Below are 16,822 nucleotides of genomic sequence, written 5' to 3'. Positions count from 1 at the left end.
GGGGAAGCCATCGGCTGGATGATTCGCTGACGCAGGTCAATCGGTGGGCAGGGGCAGTGTCTTGAAATCAGGCATACCCCGCCTCAAGTGCTCTGCAATTCGGAGGACATCCACCATGCGTCTCGACAAATTCACCACCAAGTTCCAGGAAGCCCTGAGCGATGCCCAGAGCATCGCCCTGGGCAATGACCACGCCTACATCGAGCCCGTGCACATGCTCGTGGCCATGCTCAAGCAGGACGACGGCCCCAAGGCGCTGCTGCAGCGCGCGGGCGCCAATGTGCCCGGCCTGCTGGCAGCGGCCGAGGCCGCCGTCAAGCGCCTGCCCCAGGTGCAGGGCAACGAGCAGGTGCAGGGCGGCCCGGAGCTCGGCCGCGTGCTGCAGGCCACCGAGAAGGAGGCCATCAAGCGCGGCGACCAGTTCATCGCCAGCGAGCTGTTCCTGCTGGCCGTGATCGACAGCAAGGGCGAGGCCGCCAAGATCGCCAAGGACAACGGCCTGACGCGCAAGAGCCTGGAAGCCGCCATCGATGCGGTGCGCGGCGGCCAGAAGATGGACAGTGCCGAGGCCGAGGGCCAGCGCGGCGCCCTGGCCAAGTACTGCATCGACCTGACCGAGCGCGCGCGCATCGGCAAGCTCGACCCCGTGATCGGCCGCGACGACGAGATCCGCCGCGCCATCCAGGTGCTGCAGCGCCGCACCAAGAACAACCCGGTGCTCATCGGCGAGCCCGGCGTGGGCAAGACGGCCATCGTCGAAGGCCTGGCTCAGCGCATCGTGGCCGGCGAGGTGCCCGAGTCGCTCAAGAACAAGCGCGTGCTGTCGCTGGACATGGCGGCGCTGCTCGCGGGCGCCAAGTTCCGCGGCGAGTTCGAGGAGCGCCTGAAGACCGTGCTGAACGAACTGGCCAAGGACGAGGGGCAAACAATAGTCTTCATCGACGAGCTGCACACCATGGTGGGCGCGGGCAAGGCCGAGGGCGCGATGGACGCGGGCAACATGCTCAAGCCAGCGCTTGCGCGCGGCGAGCTGCACTGCGTGGGCGCGACCACGCTCGACGAGTACCGCAAGTACATCGAGAAGGACGCCGCGCTGGAGCGGCGCTTCCAGAAGATCCTCGTGGGCGAACCCACCGTGGAGGCGACCATCGCCATCCTGCGCGGCCTGCAGGAGAAGTACGAGGTGCACCACGGTGTGGACATCACCGATCCGGCCATCGTGGCCGCGGCCGAGCTGTCCAACCGCTACATCACCGACCGCTTCCTGCCCGACAAGGCGATTGACCTCATCGACGAGGCCGCGTCCAAGATCAAGATCGAGATGGACTCCAAGCCCGAGGTGATGGACAAGCTCGACCGCCGCCTGATCCAGCTGCAGATCGAGCGCGAGGCCGTGCGCCGCGAAAAGGACGAATCCTCGCAAAAGCGCTTTGCGCTCATCGAGGAAGAGATCGCCAAGCTGCAAAAGGAAATCGCCGACTACGACGAGATCTGGCAGTCCGAAAAGGCCCAGGCGCAGGGCAGCGCGCACGTGCGCGAAGCCATCGACAAGCTCAAGTTCCAGATCGAGGAATTCACCCGCAAGGGCGACTTCAACAAGGTGGCCGAGCTGCAGTACGGCAAGCTGCCCGACCTGGAAAAGCAGCTGAAGGAAGCGCAGGCGCAGGAGGATGGCAAGGACGGCGCCCCAGCCACCCGCCGCCTGCTGCGCACGCAGGTGGGTGCCGAAGAAATTGCCGAGGTGGTGAGCCGCGCCACGGGCATTCCGGTGGCCAAGATGATGCAGGGCGAAAAGGACAAGCTCCTGCTGATGGAGGCCAAGCTGCATGAACGCGTGGTGGGCCAGGAGGAGGCGATCGCCGCCGTGGCCAACGCCATCCGCCGTTCGCGCTCGGGCCTGAGTGACCCCAACCGCCCCACGGGCTCGTTCCTGTTCCTGGGCCCCACGGGCGTGGGCAAGACCGAGCTGTGCAAGGCGCTGGCGGGCTTCCTGTTCGACAGCGAGGACCACCTGGTGCGCATCGACATGAGCGAGTTCATGGAAAAGCACTCGGTGGCCCGCCTGATCGGCGCGCCGCCCGGCTACGTGGGCTACGAGGAGGGTGGCTACCTCACGGAGGCCGTGCGCCGCAAGCCCTACAGCGTGCTGCTGCTCGACGAGGTGGAGAAAGCCCACCCGGATGTGTTCAACGTGCTGCTGCAGGTGCTGGACGACGGCCGCCTGACCGACGGCCAGGGCCGCACCGTGGACTTCAAGAACACGGTGATCGTGATGACGAGCAACATCGGCTCGCACCTGATCCAGGCCATGGTCGGACAGGACTCCGAGGACATCAAGGAAGCGGTGTGGGGCGAGCTCAAGAACCACTTCCGGCCCGAGTTCCTCAACCGCATCGACGAGACCGTGGTGTTCCACGCGCTGGACGCGCAGCACATCGCCTCGATCGCCAGGATCCAGCTGCAGCTGCTGCAATCCCGGCTGGCCAAGATGGATTTGGAATTGCAGGTGTCGGATGCGGCCTTGGCAGAATTGGCCAAGGTGGGGTTCGACCCGGTGTTCGGCGCGCGGCCGCTCAAGCGGGCGATCCAGCAGCGCATCGAGAACCCGCTGTCCAAGTTGTTGCTGGAAGGGCGTTTCCCGCCCAAGAGCGTGATTCCGGTCACCGTGAACCCCGTGCTGGAGCCGGGTGTGTTCCAGTTCGGCGTGGCTCCGCAGGAGTGATGTGGGCCGGGAAAGGGATTGCGGCGCTGGCCAGGGCTGCAATCCCGACCCCAAGTTGTGAAGGAGAGGTGTCGTTTGAATGAATTTGTTGCGGGCGTTGTGCGCCTGTTGCTGCGGGTGGTGGTCATCGCCATGGGCTTGGTGCTGTTCGCCAGCCTGCTGGTCGCCGTGATGGTGCTGGCGCTGGTGTGGGCGCTGCGCGCAGGCTGGGCGCGCCTCACCGGCCAGCCGGTGACCCCCTGGGTGATGCGCATGGACCCCCGCACGGGTTTCAGCACCGTGTTCCGCTCCACCGAGCGCTGGTCGTCCGGCCGCCGTGGCCCGGCGCCCGCGCCCGACGATGCCGGCGGCGAGGCCGCGGCCGCGTCGCGCCGTGGCGGCATCCTGCCCGGCGCCGCCGAGGTGACCGACGTCGAGGCGCGGGACGTGCGCTGACCCGGCGCCGCACCCTGCCTTCTTGCACTGCGCAGCGCCGCCGCCTGCGCGGCCCGTCCGCGCCCTGCCTCCCCGGTTTTTTCGTGGCGCGCCTGTCGGGGCGTCTTCTATGATCCGACCATGACACCTGCCGATATCCACGCCCACTTCGATCTTCAACGCCAGGCCAGCCGCGAGCATGTCGATGTGCCGCTGCTGGTGCGCCGCGAGCGGCTGCTGCGCCTGTCCAAGATGCTCGACGAGCACGGCCCGGTGCTGGCGGCAGCGGTGCAGGCCGATTTCGGCATGCGGTCCCCGCGCCTGACCGAGGTGGCCGATTTCTTCGTGCTGCGCACCCTGCTGTCGCACACGCTGCGCCATCTGGCGAAATGGATGAAGCCCCGGAAAGTGCGCACGCCGCTGTACCTGCAGCCCGCCCGTGCCTGGATCCAGCGCCAGCCCCTGGGGGTGGTCGGTGTGATCGCGCCGTGGAACTACCCCGTCCAGCTGGCCCTGGCGCCCGCCATCACCGCGCTGGCGGCGGGCAACCGCGTGATGCTCAAGCCCAGCGAGCTCACGCCGCACACCTCGGCGCAGCTGGCGCTGCTGGTGGCGCAGTTCTTTTCGCCCGACGAGTTCTGCGTGGTGCAGGGCGATGCGAACCTGTCGGCGCTGTTCGCGTCGCTGCCGTTCGACCACTTGGTGTTCACCGGCTCCACCGCCGTGGGCCGCAAGGTGGCCCAGGCGGCGGCGCAGCACCTCACGCCCACCACGCTGGAGCTGGGCGGCAAATCGCCGTGCATCATCGACGGCCATTGCGACATGCAGGACGCGGCGCTCAAGATCGCGCACGGCAAGCTGCTCAACGCCGGCCAGACCTGCATTGCCCCCGACTATGTGCTGCTCCCCCGGGGCCGCGAGGGGGAGTTCGCGCAGGCCTACCGGGCCGCCGTGGGCCGACTGTTTCCCACCATCGAGGGCAATGCGGACTACGCCTCCATCATCACGGCGCGCCACCATGCCCGCCTGCGCACCATGCTGCAGCAGGCGCAGACCCAGGGCGCCGAGGTGCAGACCATCGAGCCGGCCGAGGGCAAGCCTGTCGTCCACACCGTGGGCACGCTGGGCGATGGCGCCAGCCGCCAGATGCTGCCCACGCTGGTGTTCGGGGCCACGTCCCAGATGCAGCTCATGCAGGAGGAGATCTTCGGCCCCATCCTGCCCGTGATTTCCTATGAACGGCTCGACGACGCCATTGCCCACATCAATGCCGGGCCGCGCCCGCTGGCGCTGTACTGGTTCGGCCAGAGCGAAGCGGTGCGCGACGACGTGCTGCGCCGCACCGTGAGCGGCGGCGTGACGGTGAACGACACGCTGATGCACATTGCCCACGACAACCTGCCGTTTGGCGGCGTGGGCGACAGCGGCTGGGGCGCCTACCATGGCGAGCAGGGCTTTCTGCGCTTTTGCCACCAGAAATCCGTGCTGGTGCAGTCGCGCTGGGCGATGGGTTCGCTGTTCTATCCGCCGTACGGCGCGAAGTTCGACCAGGTCATGGGGCTGCTGCGGCGCTGGCTGTAGCCTCCGTGCCGCCGTCCGGCGGCAAGGGCTCCATCGTGCTGGCGGTTTGAGGGTGCGTGATGAGCTGGACCATGGCGCTGCGCAGCTGGCCCGTGGACACGGGCTTGTGCAGCAGCAGCGCTGACGTGGACTGCGCATCGCGCAGGCGCTGGGGCGATGTGTCCCCCGTCATGATGATCGCGGGCACCGGCGTTCCCAGGTAGGCGCGCAGGGCCTGCAGCACCTGTTTGCCGGTTTCTTCGTGGCGCAGGCGGAAGTCCGTGATGATGATGTCCGGCGTGATGTCTTCCAGGCGCTCCAGCGCATCGGCGCTCGATTCCGCGGTGATGCACTGGCAACCCCAGCTTTGCAGCAGCGACTGCATCCCGATGCGCACGGCTTCGTCGTCGTCGATGGCCAGCACCTTCAGGCCCGCAAGGCTTCGGGCATCCGGAGCGGGGGCGGTGTCGTCTTCCAGCGCGCCCTGCCAGCGGTCCAGCCACAGCCGAAACACCGAGCCCCGTCCGGGCTGGGAGAGCACTTCCACGGAGGTGTTCATCTCCCGCGCCAGCCGCTGCACGATGGCCAGGCCCAGCCCCAGGCCCTTGCGCCGGTCGCGCTCGGGGTTCCCGAGCTGGTGGAACTCCTTGAAGATGTGTTCCCACTGGTGCTGCGGGATGCCGGCCCCCGTGTCCCACACCTCCAGTGCCAGGCGCTTGCCGCGTGTGCGGCAGGCGATCAGCACGCCGCCCCGGGCGGTGTAGCGCAGGGCGTTGGAGATGAAGTTGTGCATGACCAGCCCGACCAGCGAGCGGTCGGCATGGGCCGCGGCCGAGGTCTCCCGCGTGCGGTACACGAGGCCCGCCGTATCCGCCTGCACGCCGAATTCCTGCTCCAGCGCCGTGAGCAGCGGCTGCACGGCAAAGGCTTCGGGCCGCACCTTGACGACACCGGCTTCCAGCCGCGAGTAGTCGAGCAGGGTGGTCAGCATCTCGGCGGCGGCGCCCGAGGCCGCATGCGCGTGCCCCAGCACGGTGAGCTGGTGGTCGTTGAGCGGGCTGCGCTGCAGCGACTCCAGGAACAGGCCCATGGCATGCAGGGGCTGGCGCAGGTCGTGGCTGGCGGCGGCCAGGAAGCGGGACTTGTCGCGGTCGGCCTGCTCGGCGGCCCCCTGCGCGGCCAGGGCGCGCTGCGACTCGGCGCGCAGCTCGTTGACGAGCCGGTCGTTCTCCAGCTTGAGCGCGATGCTGCGCCGGGTGGCCCGGTCGGCGGTGCGCGCCTGCATGCCGGTGAGCGCGTAGTAGACCCCCGTGAGGAACAGCGCGGGCCACATCACGGGCCCGCCGGCCAGGGCGACGGCCATCATCACGCCGCCGATCGCGCAGGTGAGGTAGGTGACATAGGCGCGGTACAGGGGGGCGCCCAGCCCCAGCGCGCCGGACGACACCGTGCTGATGATGCCGATGGCGTAGATCACGCTGTCGGACGTGCCCCAGTAGAGCACCACATACCCCAGGCTGCCCCAGCTCAGGCCCATGGCGGCCATGCAGGCGATCAGCTTGCGCGCCGCCTGCGGCGCCGGGTCGGTGAAGGGCGCGATGCTGCGCAGGGTGAGGTACACCCCGGCCACCACCAGCGTGTGCGACACCAGCCAGACCGTGATGGCCTGCGTGTCGGCCACCCGCGCCATGACCCACAGCGTGCCCAGGGCGGTGGCCAGCGACGCCAGCAGCGTCATCGGGAAGTTTTGCCGCAGCAGGGCCACCTGTTCGCGCAGCACCTCGTCGCGCTCCCACACCGGCCACCCCCAGCGGGTGGGGGGCAGCACGGCATCGGCGGCAGGCGCCCCCCGCAGGGCCTCAGAGTGTGTCATGGAGCTGGGGGGTGGACAGGCCCAGGCGCTGCGCGGCGAGCAAGGCCGCGCTGCGGCTGTTGACGCCCAGCTGCGCGAAGATGGCGGCCACGTGCACGCGCACCGTGTTCTCGCTCAGGCCCAGGTCGCGCGCGATGACCTTGTTGGGCTTGCCGGTGCACAGCAGCGACAGCACGTCGAGCTGGCGCGCGGTCAGCGAGGGCGTGTCGGGGCCGCGCGTGGTGGCGCTGTTGCCGCTGTTGATCGGAAAACACGGCTGGCCCGACAGGGCGCAGGTGATGGCTTCCAGGATGTCTTCGGCGCTGGCGGATTTGGGCAGGAATCCATCGGCGCCGCGCGCGCGCGCCTCGTGGATCGCATCGGGCGCCACGCTGGCCGAGACCAGGACGATGCGGGCCCTGGGGCAGGCCTGGCGCAGCAGGCGCAGGCCGTCCAGGCCGCTCATGCCGGGCAACTGGATATCGAGCAGCACCAGATCCGTGTCCGCCAGCTGCTGCGCGCAGGCATCGGCGATGGAGCCCGCCTCCGCAATCGTGCCGACGCTCGGATGGTCCTGCACGATCAGGCGCAGGCCTGTGCGGAACAGGTTGTGGTCATCCACAAGCAAAAGGCGGGCAGTCATACGGCAAGTATTGCGCACAACACGCTGTTGCGGACTAGTCCATTTGTGCGATGGACGCCCGGTTATGCACTTTCTAGACTTTCCGTCAAGCATTGAAAAGCACCTGGAGTGCGCACCAATGCGCAAACCTCGTCTTCATCCTTCGTTTCTCAAAGGTGCTCCCATGACAGCCAATGCCTTCCTCGATGGTTCAGCCTCCCCCGATGCGTCCCACCACCGCGATGAGCGACGACCGGCCGCCGCAGGGGGAGGGCATGGCACGGCCTCCTCGGGCCTGGGGGGCAATACGGTGGCGCGGATCGTGGAGGAAAACTGCCCTGGCATGCTGGCATCGGCCGGGGTGGTGATCGAGCACCTGGACGCCCAGGCCGGGACCTGGCAGTTTTCGACGGACGACGGGTGCACATGGCGCGCCATCCGCACCGACCTCGTCAACCGCCCCGGCAACCTGGGCCTGGCGCTGGACCGGGATGCGCGGCTGCGCGTGCTGCCCTTTGGCGGCCACCGCGTGAGCGGGGCGCGCGTGGCATTTCACACCGTGCAGCGCAGCCATGCGCAGGGCAATGGCAGCTACCGGGCCTATGCCAGCGACGAACGCGAGGACGGGTCGCGCACGGTCACGCTGGTGCTGGGCCTTGCGGCCATCAACGGCACGCCCCCGGCGGTGCATGTGCCGCGCCCTCGCAACAAGCGTGCGCTGGTCCAGCGTGCCGCCGCCGCCGCGGCCGGTGCCTCGCTCTCGGGCTCCATGGCGCTGGCCTGACGCGCGCAGGGCTGCCAGCGTGCTGCGATGCAGCATCAGCGGTGTGCCAGCCCTGGCTGGACGCGGTGGACGCAGGGGGTGGACAGGGCGTGAATGGGGGGCCGGGCAGGGGGCCGTACAAGGGTAAAAACCGTTTGCGGCGACAATGCCGGTCCTTTCGTTTTTTCATTCCCCGTTTTCGTTCGGTTTTTCCATGTCCAGTATCCAGGTTCGTCCCGCCACGCTTCGCGATGCCAAAGCCATTGCCCAGATCCATACCGTCTCAGCCCAAGAGGTCTACAAAGGGCTGGTGCCAGACGAGCAGTTGAAATCCATGTCGGTCGAAAAGCGCCAGGCCTACTGGCGCGAGGCCATCGAATATTGCGAGCCCCAGGTCCAGGTGGCCGTGGACGGCGAGAAGATCGTCGGCTTCGTGGGCTACGACCGCTCGCGCGATGAAAAATCCCGCCCCACCACCGGTGAAATCTGGGCCATCTACGCCGCCCCCACCCACTGGAACCAGGGCGTGGGCCTGGCCTTGTGGGATGCCGCCCGCGACGGCCTGCAGGAAGAAGGCTGCACCAACGTCACGGCGTGGGTGCCCCTGCGCAACGAGCGCGCCATCCGGTTCCACGAACTGGCAGGCTTCAAGCGCGAACTCTCCACCGCCAAGACGGCCGTGGTGGGGGGCGTCAAGATCGAAGAAGTGCGCCTGAAGCGCCCCATCAACGCGTAGGATGAACAACCACCCCCTGAGCGACTTCGTCGCTTCCTCCTTCTCTCGCGCTTTGCGCGGGAAGGGGGACGCCGCCAGCGCGGCGGGGCGGCCCTTGCGCGGCGGCCTTGGCAGGGGCCGCGCCAGTTTCACGGGCTGCTGTTAACGCCCGAAGCAATAGCAATCTGATGCCCACACTTCTTCCTATGATCGAATGGAGCCGCCAGGGCCAGATTCAACAAGTCCAGTGGCGCTCCGAGAGCGGTGCCCCGGCCCCGCGCCGGGTCGTCACCGCCGACGATACCTTGGCCGCAGACACGGCCTACCGCATGGCCTGTGAAGGCACCGGCCTGTTGTGGCAGGGCGACTTTCAGAACGCCCGCATGCTGCTGCAGGCGCTGATGCGCCGGGCCGATTCCAGGTCCGGCAAGGGGGGCAAGTCGGCCAGACCCCGCAAGTCCGCCGCCAGGGCGGCCGACAAAGCCGCTGCCGCCACCCCGGCCGAGGCCTTTCACCTGCACCGCCAGGCGCAGGCGCAGCGCGCGCGGGTGCTGGCGTCGGTGCTCATCCCGCTCGAAGGCGACTACGGCATCGACCTGCGCCGTGCGCCCGACTGGCGCCAGGCGTGCACCGAGGCCTGGGGCCCGGCCACGGGCGAGCGTTCGGTGGCCACGCTGCGCGAGCTGCTGGGCCTGGTGGGCGCGCACGAGTGGCGCAAGAAAGGCGTGGAAGTGCCCGCCCTGGGTGCGCCGCCGCTCAACCGCATCCACCCGCACTACGGCGTGTTCTCGCCCGTGCGCGGCGAATATGTGGGCCTGGTGGCCGACACGGCGCTGCCCACCAAGACACTGGCCTTTGACATTGGCGTGGGCACCGGGGTGCTGTCTGCGGTGCTGGCGCGCCGTGGCGTGCAGCGCGTGGTGGCCACCGACCAGGACCCGCGCGCCCTGGCCTGCGCGCGCGAGAACCTGCAGCGCCTGGGTGTGCTTGCCCAGGTGGAACTGCTGCAGGTCGACCTGTTCCCCCCGGGGCGCGCGCCGCTGGTGGTGTGCAACCCGCCCTGGGTGCCGGCCCGCGCCAGCTCGCCCATCGAACACGCGGTGTACGACGAAGGCAGCCGCATGCTCAAGGGCTTCCTGGCGGGCCTGCCGGAGCACCTGGAGCCAGGCGGCGAAGGCTGGCTGATCCTGTCGGACCTGGCCGAGCACCTGGGCTTGCGCCCGCGTGAGCAGCTGCTGCAGTGGATTGCCGATGCGGGGCTGGTGGTGCGGGGCCGGCACGATGTGAAGCCGGGCCATGCCAAGGCGGCAGATGCGGGCGATGCGCTGCATGCGGCCCGCGCGGCCGAGGTCACGTCGCTGTGGCGCCTGGCCGCCGCCTGACGGACGGCCCGGCCCGTCTCCACTCCATTGCCCCGGGGCCTCTAGGACTGCGCGTGCCGGGGCAGCAGCTGCTCGAACCTTTCGCGCAGGCTCGCGGCCCGTTCGGCACCGGCGGCAAGCGCCACTTCCTCGAACATGGCCTCGCCCACGTCCAGCATGCTCGTGCGGTCCTTGGCGGCGCGCAGCGCCTGGCGGAACTGCTCTGCCAGCGTGGGGTCGCGGCGCGCGAACAGCCGCTCGCAGGTGTCGAAAAGGTACATGCGCGCACCGGCGAGCGAGCGCAGAGATTCGCCAGGCTCCGGGCGCTGGACCGATGGCCCGCCCGGTGGCGCGGTGCTGGGCGAGGGCGCGGCGGAGGGCAGCCCGGCCGCGGGGCCGGCCAGATAGCCCTGGCGCATGAGGTTGTCGACGATCTGCGCGCCGATGCCGTTGTACATGGCCTGCAGGTCCGACAGCGATTTGCCGTCGACCAGCAGCAGCAGAGAGCGCTCGCGCAGGCTCAGGGTGCGGACGCCGGGCAAGAGTTCCAGGCGGGCTTTTTCGGTTTTTTGTAGCAGCATGGGAGCCTCCATTCACGGGTGGATGGCGGCGATTGCATCAGTCCGCCGTGACGCGGTGATGACCTCGCTGCCGCACAATGGCGAGCTGCTCCCCGGCGTGCAGGACCCTGGGGGGTGGATGCTATATATTTAATAGCTGCTAGCGCTTGTACATCAAGCATTGCGGCCCTTTTTGACTCATATCCTGGCTGTGTGCCGGCCGCGCCCCGTGCGGGGCGCAGGGCGCGGCGGCCTTTCTCGCGATGACCTTGCTGCTTGCCCCCATGGAGGGGCTTCTGGATTTTGTGCTGCGTGATGTGTTGACCCGCGTGGGCGGGGTGGACCGCTGTGTCTCCGAGTTCATCCGCATCACCGGCACCCTGCTGCCCGACAAGGTGTTCCTGCGCTATGTGCCCGAGCTGCGCAACGGCAGCCGCACGCTCGCGGGTGTGCCGGTGCGTGCGCAGTTGCTGGGCTCCGATCCGGTCAGCATGGCCGAGAACGCGGCCCGCCTGGCGGACCTGGGGCCCGAGGGGATCGACCTGAACTTTGGATGCCCTGCCAAGGTCGTCAACCGCCATGGTGGCGGCGCCGCGCTGCTGCAGGAGCCCGAACGCATCGCCGCCGTAGTGGCCGCCGTGCGCCGCGCGGTGCCTTCGCACCTGCCGGTGTCCGCCAAGATGCGACTGGGCTTCAACGACACCGGGCTGATGCGCGAATGCGCCCAGGCGATGCAGGCGGGCGGCGCCGCCGAGCTGGTGGTGCATGCGCGCACCAAGGCCGATGGCTACCGGCCCCCGGCGTACTGGGAGCACATTCCCGCCATCCGCGCGGCAGTGCAGATACCGGTGGTGGCCAATGGCGAGATCTGGACGGTGGCCGATGCGCTGCGCTGCCGCGAGGTGTCGGGCTGCGCCACGCTCATGCTCGGGCGCGGCATGGTGGCAGACCCGGGGCTGGCCCGCGCCATCCGCGCGGCCGATGCGGGCCGGCCTGGGTCGGACACGGTGGCCTGGAGCGACCTGCTGGCGCACGTCGCGGCCTTCTGGCAACTGGTGTGCGAGGACCTGGAGCCCCGCCAGCGCGCGGGGCGTCTCAAGCAGTGGCTCAATCTGCTGCGCAGGCGCTTTCCGGAAGCCGAGGCCGCCTACCAGCACGTGCGCACGATGACGGACCAGCGGGCGATCACCGCCTGGGTGGAGGCGCTGCGGGCCGGGGACTAGCCGCGCATCGCGGCGCGGTGCCGCAAAGAGGCGCCTGGACAGGTGCCTAGAGCAGGTGGTCGGGCGCCAGCGGGCCCAGGAGCTGCAGCATCAACCGCAGCGGGGCGCTGGCGTCGGGTTCGGACGTCGCGTCCGCCAGGCCGCTGCCCTCGGGCGCGCGCCATACAAGGTGGCCGTCGTTCAGCTGCACATGCCAGGCGACCTCGCGCAATGCGGCCTCGATCTGCGCGGTGGCGCGGCGCGACAGGTCGCCGCTGCGGATCAGCAGCGCGATTTCCGTGTTCTGGCGCTGCGACCGGATGTCCAGGTTCATCGAGCCCACGGCCAGCAGGCGGCCATCCAGGATCAGAAGCTTGGAATGCAGCATGGCCCGCGAGCTGCCCACGGCACCGGAAGCGCCAGCCTTGCCGCCCCCGCCGGTGCTGCCCGTGGAGCCCAGGGCGCCCCGCAGCACGCCCGTGAGTTCGCTGCGCATCTCATACAGCTCGACGCCCATGGCCAGCAGGTCGGGGCGGTGGCGCGCATAGCCTGCGTGGGCAATGGGCGCATCGTTGGAGGCGAGCGAGTTGGTGAGCACCCGCACCCGAACGCCGCGCGCGCGCGCCGCCGCGAAGGCCTGTTTCATGTCCGGGCCGGGCACGAAGTAGGGCGAGATGATGAGCAGATCCTGCCGTGCCTGGCCCATCAGCTGCAGCAGGCCGTCCACCACGGTGTCGGTCTGGGCATCAAGGGCTTCGGCGCCGGGCACCCCGGGCGCGGCGGAGGCGGTGGTGGGTGGGTTGGGGCCGGGGAGGGTGCCGCTGGCGGTGTCCGTGGCACGTGCAGGCACTGGCGCCGATGCTACGGCGCCAGCCGTCGCCGCACGGGGCCCGCGCGAGGTGATCGCCATGGGGGATGCCCTGGCGGGGGCTTTTTCCGGCAGCGCACCCGTGGACGTACCGTCTGGGGGGATCTTGGCGGGCTTGTCCACCAGCACCGCCGCGGGGGCCCAGGTGAACTGCGCTTGCGCCAGGTCCATGGGCTGGTAGTCCCAGATGCGGGCGCGTTGCGCGGTGGTGGTCTGGCTGCCGTCTTGCACCGGCTGGCTGTCGGGCGCCAGGGTGCCGCCCTGGCCGGCGATCCGGTCCCGCCGCGCCGCGTCGGAAGTGCGCGTGCGCTCGCGCAGGGTGTCAAGCTCCTGCTGCGTGACGAGCGACTGCACGGGATAGGCGCGCTCGTTGTTCCAGTAGCTGTCGAAACTGCGGGAGAGGTCCTGCACCACCGGCCCGGCCGCCAGCACGTCCAGATCCACAAAGTTGCCGGAATCGGCGTTGCCGAAGTATGCGTCGCCCAGGTTGCGGCCACCCGTCACGCCCATGGCGTTGTCGGCGATGAAGAGCTTGTTGTGCATGCGCTGCTGCACGCGGGAGAAGTCCCCCAGCGCGCCCAGCATGCGCCCCAGGGGCGAGCCGCGCGCACCCGTGAGCGGGTTGAACATGCGCATCTCGATGTTGGGCACGAAGGCCAGCCGCATGACCTGCGCATCGCGCCCCGTGCTGTGGAAGTCGTCCAGCAGCACACGCACACGCACGCCGCGCTGGGCCGCCGCGATCACGCCCAGCAGCAGGCGCTCGGTACTGGCGTCAGCGTGGATGGCGTAGTACTGCAGGTCCAGCGTCTTCTGTGCGGCGTCGACCAGGGCGAGGCGGCTGCTGTAGGCCGCCTGGGGCCCGCTGAGCAGCAGGAACCCGGAAGGATGGCGGCCGCCCACCGACGCGCGGCGCGTTTCCACCAATTGGCCCAGGGCCGTGTCCGCAGGCGACGCCAATGCGCTCGACACCGGCCGGTCCACATCCTTGGGCAGGCCGGCGCAGCCGGTGATGGCGCTTGCAATGCACATGGCCAGGACGGCCAGCCAGCCATAGCGGGCGGTGGTGCCCAGGAACGGCGCTGGAGCGGCGGGAGCAGGGGGCAGTGCAGGCATGGCGCGATTGTGACCGTGCGGCGCCGCTCGCGCTTGTCAGACGCGGCGCCAACGCAGCCACGGTGGCGATCGGGTGGATGCGGGCGCATCGCGGTGCGGTGCCCTGGCGCCGCGGCGGCTACCAGCTCACTTCGCGATCGGGTGTGGCGCTGATCTTGTGGATCGACAGGTCCGCACCGTCGAACTCCTCTTCCTGCGAGAGCCGCAGGCCGACCGTGCTTTTGAGAATGCCATACACCACGAAGCCGCCCGCCAGTGCCCAGGCCACGCCCAGGGCGGTGCCGACAAGCTGGGCGGAAAAGCTCACCCCGCCGAGCCCGCCCAGCGCCTTGCTGCCAAAAATGCCCGCCGCCAGCCCGCCCCAGGTGCCGCACAGGCCGTGCAGCGGCCAGACACCCAGCACGTCGTCGATCTTCCATCGGTTCTGCGTGAGCGTGAACATCAGCACAAAAATGGCGCCAGCCACCGCACCCACCACGAGCGCACCCAGCGGGTGCATCAGGTCGGAGCCCGCGCACACCGCCACCAGCCCCGCCAGCGGGCCGTTGTGGACGAAGCCGGGGTCATTCTTGCCCAGCACCAGGGCGGCCAGCGTGCCGCCGACCATGGCCATCAGGGAGTTCACCGCCGCTAGGCCGGAAAGCTTGTCCACGGTCTGCGCGCTCATCACATTGAAGCCGAACCAGCCCACGACGAGCACCCATGCGCCCAGCGCCAGAAACGGAATGTTGGAAGGCGGGTGCGCGGAGATGGCGCCATCCTTGCGATACCGGTTGGCGCGGGAGCCCAGCAGGATCACGGCAGGCAGGGCGATCCAGCCGCCCATCGCGTGCACCACGATGGAGCCTGCGAAATCATGAAACTCCTCGCCGGCGAACCCTTTGATCCAGGCCTGCACGCCAAAATGCTGGTTCCAGGCAATGCCCTCGAAGAATGGATACACAAAGCCGACGATGACCGCCGTGGCCATGAGCTGCGGCCAGAACTTGGCGCGTTCCGCGATCCCCCCGGACACGATGGCCGGAATGGCCGCTGCAAAGGTAAGCAGGAAGAAGAACTTCACCAGTGCATAGCCGCTTTGCTGCACCAGCGACTCGGCCCCCACGAAAAAGTGCGTGCCGTAGGCCACGCTGTACCCCACGGCAAAGTACACGACCGTGGACACAGAAAAATCCACCAGGATCTTCACCAGCGCATTCACCTGGTTCTTCTTGCGGACCGTGCCCAGCTCCAGGAAGGCAAAACCGGCGTGCATGGCCAGCACCATGATGGCCCCCAGAAGAATGAACAGGGCATCCGTGCCCTGTTTGAGTGCTTCCATAACGTCCTCTTGCAGTAAATTGATCCGTTCTGGTGCGGTTTGAGTGGGTGCACCAGATTTGCACCAAATTGAAGCAAGAAGCGCGCCAGAGGTTGGTGCGTGGCTTTTGCACTGCCTTGGGGCGGTGCGGCCGAAGGCGATCGCGAGGGCCGGATTAAAAACTATCCCGACCCTGGACCTGTGCCAGGACGCGAAGGTCCGGTCCGATCATCTCTGCGGATGTGAACTGCAGCGCAAGCCCGTCCGCCAGCGCATGGAGCGGGTCCAGGTTCGCCATGCCCAGCCCGGGGCCCAGCAGGCGAGGGGCCAAGTACACAAGCAGTTCATCGACGAGGCCTTCTCGGACGAGGGATCCATTGAGCTTGTGGCCTGCTTCCACATGCAGCTCATTGATTCCCCGCTGGCCAAGGTCTTTCAGCATCGCTGCCAGATCCACTTTGCCGATTGCATTGGGCAGATGGATCACCGTGGCACCGCGAGCTTCCAAGGCAGCCTTCTTTTCCTTGCTTGTGTTGGCTGTGTAGACAAGGCAATCACGTCCGCCCATCAGCAGGTTGGCATGCGGGGGCAGCTGCAATTGACTATCCACCAAGACCACATGGGGCTGGCGGGGTGTAGGTACTTCCCGGACGTCCAGGCGGGGGTTGTCGTCCAGCACGGTGCCAATGCCGGTCAAAATGGCACAGGCCCTTGCCCGCCAGGCATGCCCATCCGCGCGCGCCGTGCGCGAGGTGATCCACTGGCTGGCGCCGTTGTGAAGCGCCGTGGTGCCGTCCAGGGACGCTGCCGTCTTGAGCCGCACCCATGGCGTGCCCCGAACCATGCGGCTGAAAAAACCGATGTTGAGTTCGCGTGATTCTTCTGCCCCTGGGCCCACGACAACCTCGATACCCGCCGCCCGCAATCGCTCGAATCCGTGGCCTGCGACCAGAGGGTTGGGGTCGGTGATGGATGCCACCACTTTTGCAATCCCGGCTTCGATCAATGCATCGCAGCATGGACCGGTGCGGCCATGGTGAGAGCATGGCTCCAGGGTGACATAGGCGGTGGCACCGCGCACGTCGCGGCCAGCTGCTGCGGCATCGCGCAGCGCCATGATTTCTGCATGGGGGCCACCAGCACGCTGAGTGAATCCTCGGCCCAGCACCTCACCGTCGGGAGCGGTGATGACGCAACCAACGCGAGGATTGGGGCTGGAAAGAAAAAGCGCCTGGGCGGCTAGCCCAAGCGCTTGGTTCGCATAGTGGAGCGCTGTAATGGTCATTGCTCCAGGATGGTAGCGCAGTGCTTACTTGTTCCAGCAGTCTGCTGCGGTAATGCTTGCATCGCGATTGATTGCATCGCGCGTGCCCGTATTGGTCAAAGTGAAATCTCCGCAGCGATCTGTAGCTTGGGGACCAGGGGCCTTGCGGGTGGCCACCAAGGTGAAGACAGCGTTGGTATTGCCTGCCTGAAAACCAATGGTGTAGCGCTTTGTCGGATCGGCTGTACCACCTGCAAGACGCCATTGCAGATTGTTCGGCAGGACCGTGGGATAGACACCTGTTGCAGTCGAGGCTCGTTCTAGCCATTGCTGTGCCTGCAGCAGCCCGGCGCGGGCCTCTGCTCTATGCCCGCGCCGAACGTACTCGGTATAGCTGGGATAAGCAATGGCCGAGAGGATTCCAACGATGGCGACCACGATCATAAGTTCGATGAGGGTGAAGCCATGCTGCGCTTTTCGCAGAGGTCGGTTCATGATGAATT

At 68.2% G+C, this 16,822-nt stretch carries 14 protein-coding genes; 7 read left to right on the top strand and 7 right to left on the bottom strand.

The annotated features are described in order from the left end of the window. Positions 1-115: 115 nt before the first annotated feature. The 3 genes from clpB (at position 116) to AC07OD_RS04360 (ending at position 4,717) form a co-directional block, all read left to right on the top strand. Positions 116-2,722: an ATP-dependent chaperone ClpB gene (gene clpB / locus AC07OD_RS04370; RefSeq protein ID WP_218340143.1), complete on the top strand. Its 2,607-nt coding sequence runs from the start codon at positions 116-118 to the stop codon at positions 2,720-2,722. A gap of 75 nt (positions 2,723-2,797) precedes the next feature. Beyond that, positions 2,798-3,157 (top strand): hypothetical protein, encoded by a 360-nt coding sequence (locus AC07OD_RS04365; RefSeq protein ID WP_218295536.1) that lies wholly within the window; start codon positions 2,798-2,800, stop codon positions 3,155-3,157. Between the two features lie 120 nt (positions 3,158-3,277). Further along, the gene (locus tag AC07OD_RS04360; protein ID WP_218295535.1) at positions 3,278-4,717 is read left to right on the top strand and encodes a coniferyl aldehyde dehydrogenase; all 1,440 of its coding nucleotides are present in this window, start codon (positions 3,278-3,280) and stop codon (positions 4,715-4,717) included. Here AC07OD_RS04360 and AC07OD_RS04355 read toward each other — a convergent pair. Both AC07OD_RS04355 and AC07OD_RS04350 read right to left on the bottom strand, forming a co-directional pair. Then, positions 4,689-6,569: an ATP-binding response regulator gene (locus AC07OD_RS04355; RefSeq protein WP_255591106.1), complete on the bottom strand. Its 1,881-nt coding sequence runs from the start codon at positions 6,567-6,569 to the stop codon at positions 4,689-4,691. The two genes, AC07OD_RS04360 and AC07OD_RS04355, sit on opposite strands and share 29 nt — an antisense overlap. Then, positions 6,556-7,191 (bottom strand): response regulator, encoded by a 636-nt coding sequence (locus AC07OD_RS04350; RefSeq protein ID WP_218295534.1) that lies wholly within the window; start codon positions 7,189-7,191, stop codon positions 6,556-6,558. The genes AC07OD_RS04355 and AC07OD_RS04350 overlap by 14 nt, the downstream gene beginning before the upstream one ends. Before the next feature lie 163 nt (positions 7,192-7,354). On the opposite strand from AC07OD_RS04350, the gene AC07OD_RS04345 reads away from it, so the two are divergent. The 3 genes from AC07OD_RS04345 to AC07OD_RS04335 all read left to right on the top strand — a co-directional run bounded on the left by AC07OD_RS04345 (position 7,355) and on the right by AC07OD_RS04335 (position 10,030). Beyond that, positions 7,355-7,954: a hypothetical protein gene (locus AC07OD_RS04345; RefSeq protein WP_218295533.1), complete on the top strand. Its 600-nt coding sequence runs from the start codon at positions 7,355-7,357 to the stop codon at positions 7,952-7,954. Between the two features lie 193 nt (positions 7,955-8,147). After that, positions 8,148-8,669: a GNAT family N-acetyltransferase gene (locus AC07OD_RS04340; protein WP_055393295.1), complete on the top strand. Its 522-nt coding sequence runs from the start codon at positions 8,148-8,150 to the stop codon at positions 8,667-8,669. A 185-nt stretch (positions 8,670-8,854) separates the two neighbouring features. Next, positions 8,855-10,030: a methyltransferase gene (locus AC07OD_RS04335; RefSeq protein ID WP_218295816.1), complete on the top strand. Its 1,176-nt coding sequence runs from the start codon at positions 8,855-8,857 to the stop codon at positions 10,028-10,030. A gap of 41 nt (positions 10,031-10,071) precedes the next feature. Here AC07OD_RS04335 and AC07OD_RS04330 read toward each other — a convergent pair whose 3' ends face one another. Then, entirely contained in the window at positions 10,072-10,590 is a 519-nt protein-coding gene (locus AC07OD_RS04330) for a hypothetical protein (RefSeq protein WP_218295532.1), read from the bottom strand. A 242-nt stretch (positions 10,591-10,832) separates the two neighbouring features. Here AC07OD_RS04330 and AC07OD_RS04325 point away from each other — a divergent pair, with 242 nt between their 5' ends. After that, positions 10,833-11,792, top strand: coding sequence for a tRNA dihydrouridine synthase (locus AC07OD_RS04325; protein ID WP_492807309.1), 960 nt, complete (start codon positions 10,833-10,835; stop codon positions 11,790-11,792). Positions 11,793-11,838: 46 nt separating this feature from the next. Here the strand turns inward: AC07OD_RS04325 and AC07OD_RS04320 are convergent, their stop codons facing one another. From AC07OD_RS04320 to AC07OD_RS04305, 4 genes are all read right to left on the bottom strand, one after another. After that, entirely contained in the window at positions 11,839-13,755 is a 1,917-nt protein-coding gene (locus AC07OD_RS04320; protein WP_494595319.1) for a phospholipase D family protein, read from the bottom strand. A 118-nt stretch (positions 13,756-13,873) separates the two neighbouring features. After that, complete coding sequence (locus AC07OD_RS04315) at positions 13,874-15,076, bottom strand: ammonium transporter (RefSeq protein WP_494595317.1); 1,203 nt, start codon at positions 15,074-15,076, stop codon at positions 13,874-13,876. Between the two features lie 154 nt (positions 15,077-15,230). Then, a complete protein-coding gene (gene ribD, locus AC07OD_RS04310; RefSeq protein ID WP_494595315.1) occupies positions 15,231-16,340 on the bottom strand; it encodes a bifunctional diaminohydroxyphosphoribosylaminopyrimidine deaminase/5-amino-6-(5-phosphoribosylamino)uracil reductase RibD in 1,110 nt (369 codons plus the stop codon). A 24-nt stretch (positions 16,341-16,364) separates the two neighbouring features. Beyond that, a complete protein-coding gene (locus AC07OD_RS04305) occupies positions 16,365-16,814 on the bottom strand; it encodes a type IV pilin protein (protein WP_218295527.1) in 450 nt (149 codons plus the stop codon). Positions 16,815-16,822: the final 8 nt, after the last annotated feature.

The sequence above is a fragment of the Acidovorax sp. GW821-FHT10E03 genome, from assembly GCF_059415205.1.
This window is presented reverse-complemented; position numbering and strand designations above follow the sequence as displayed.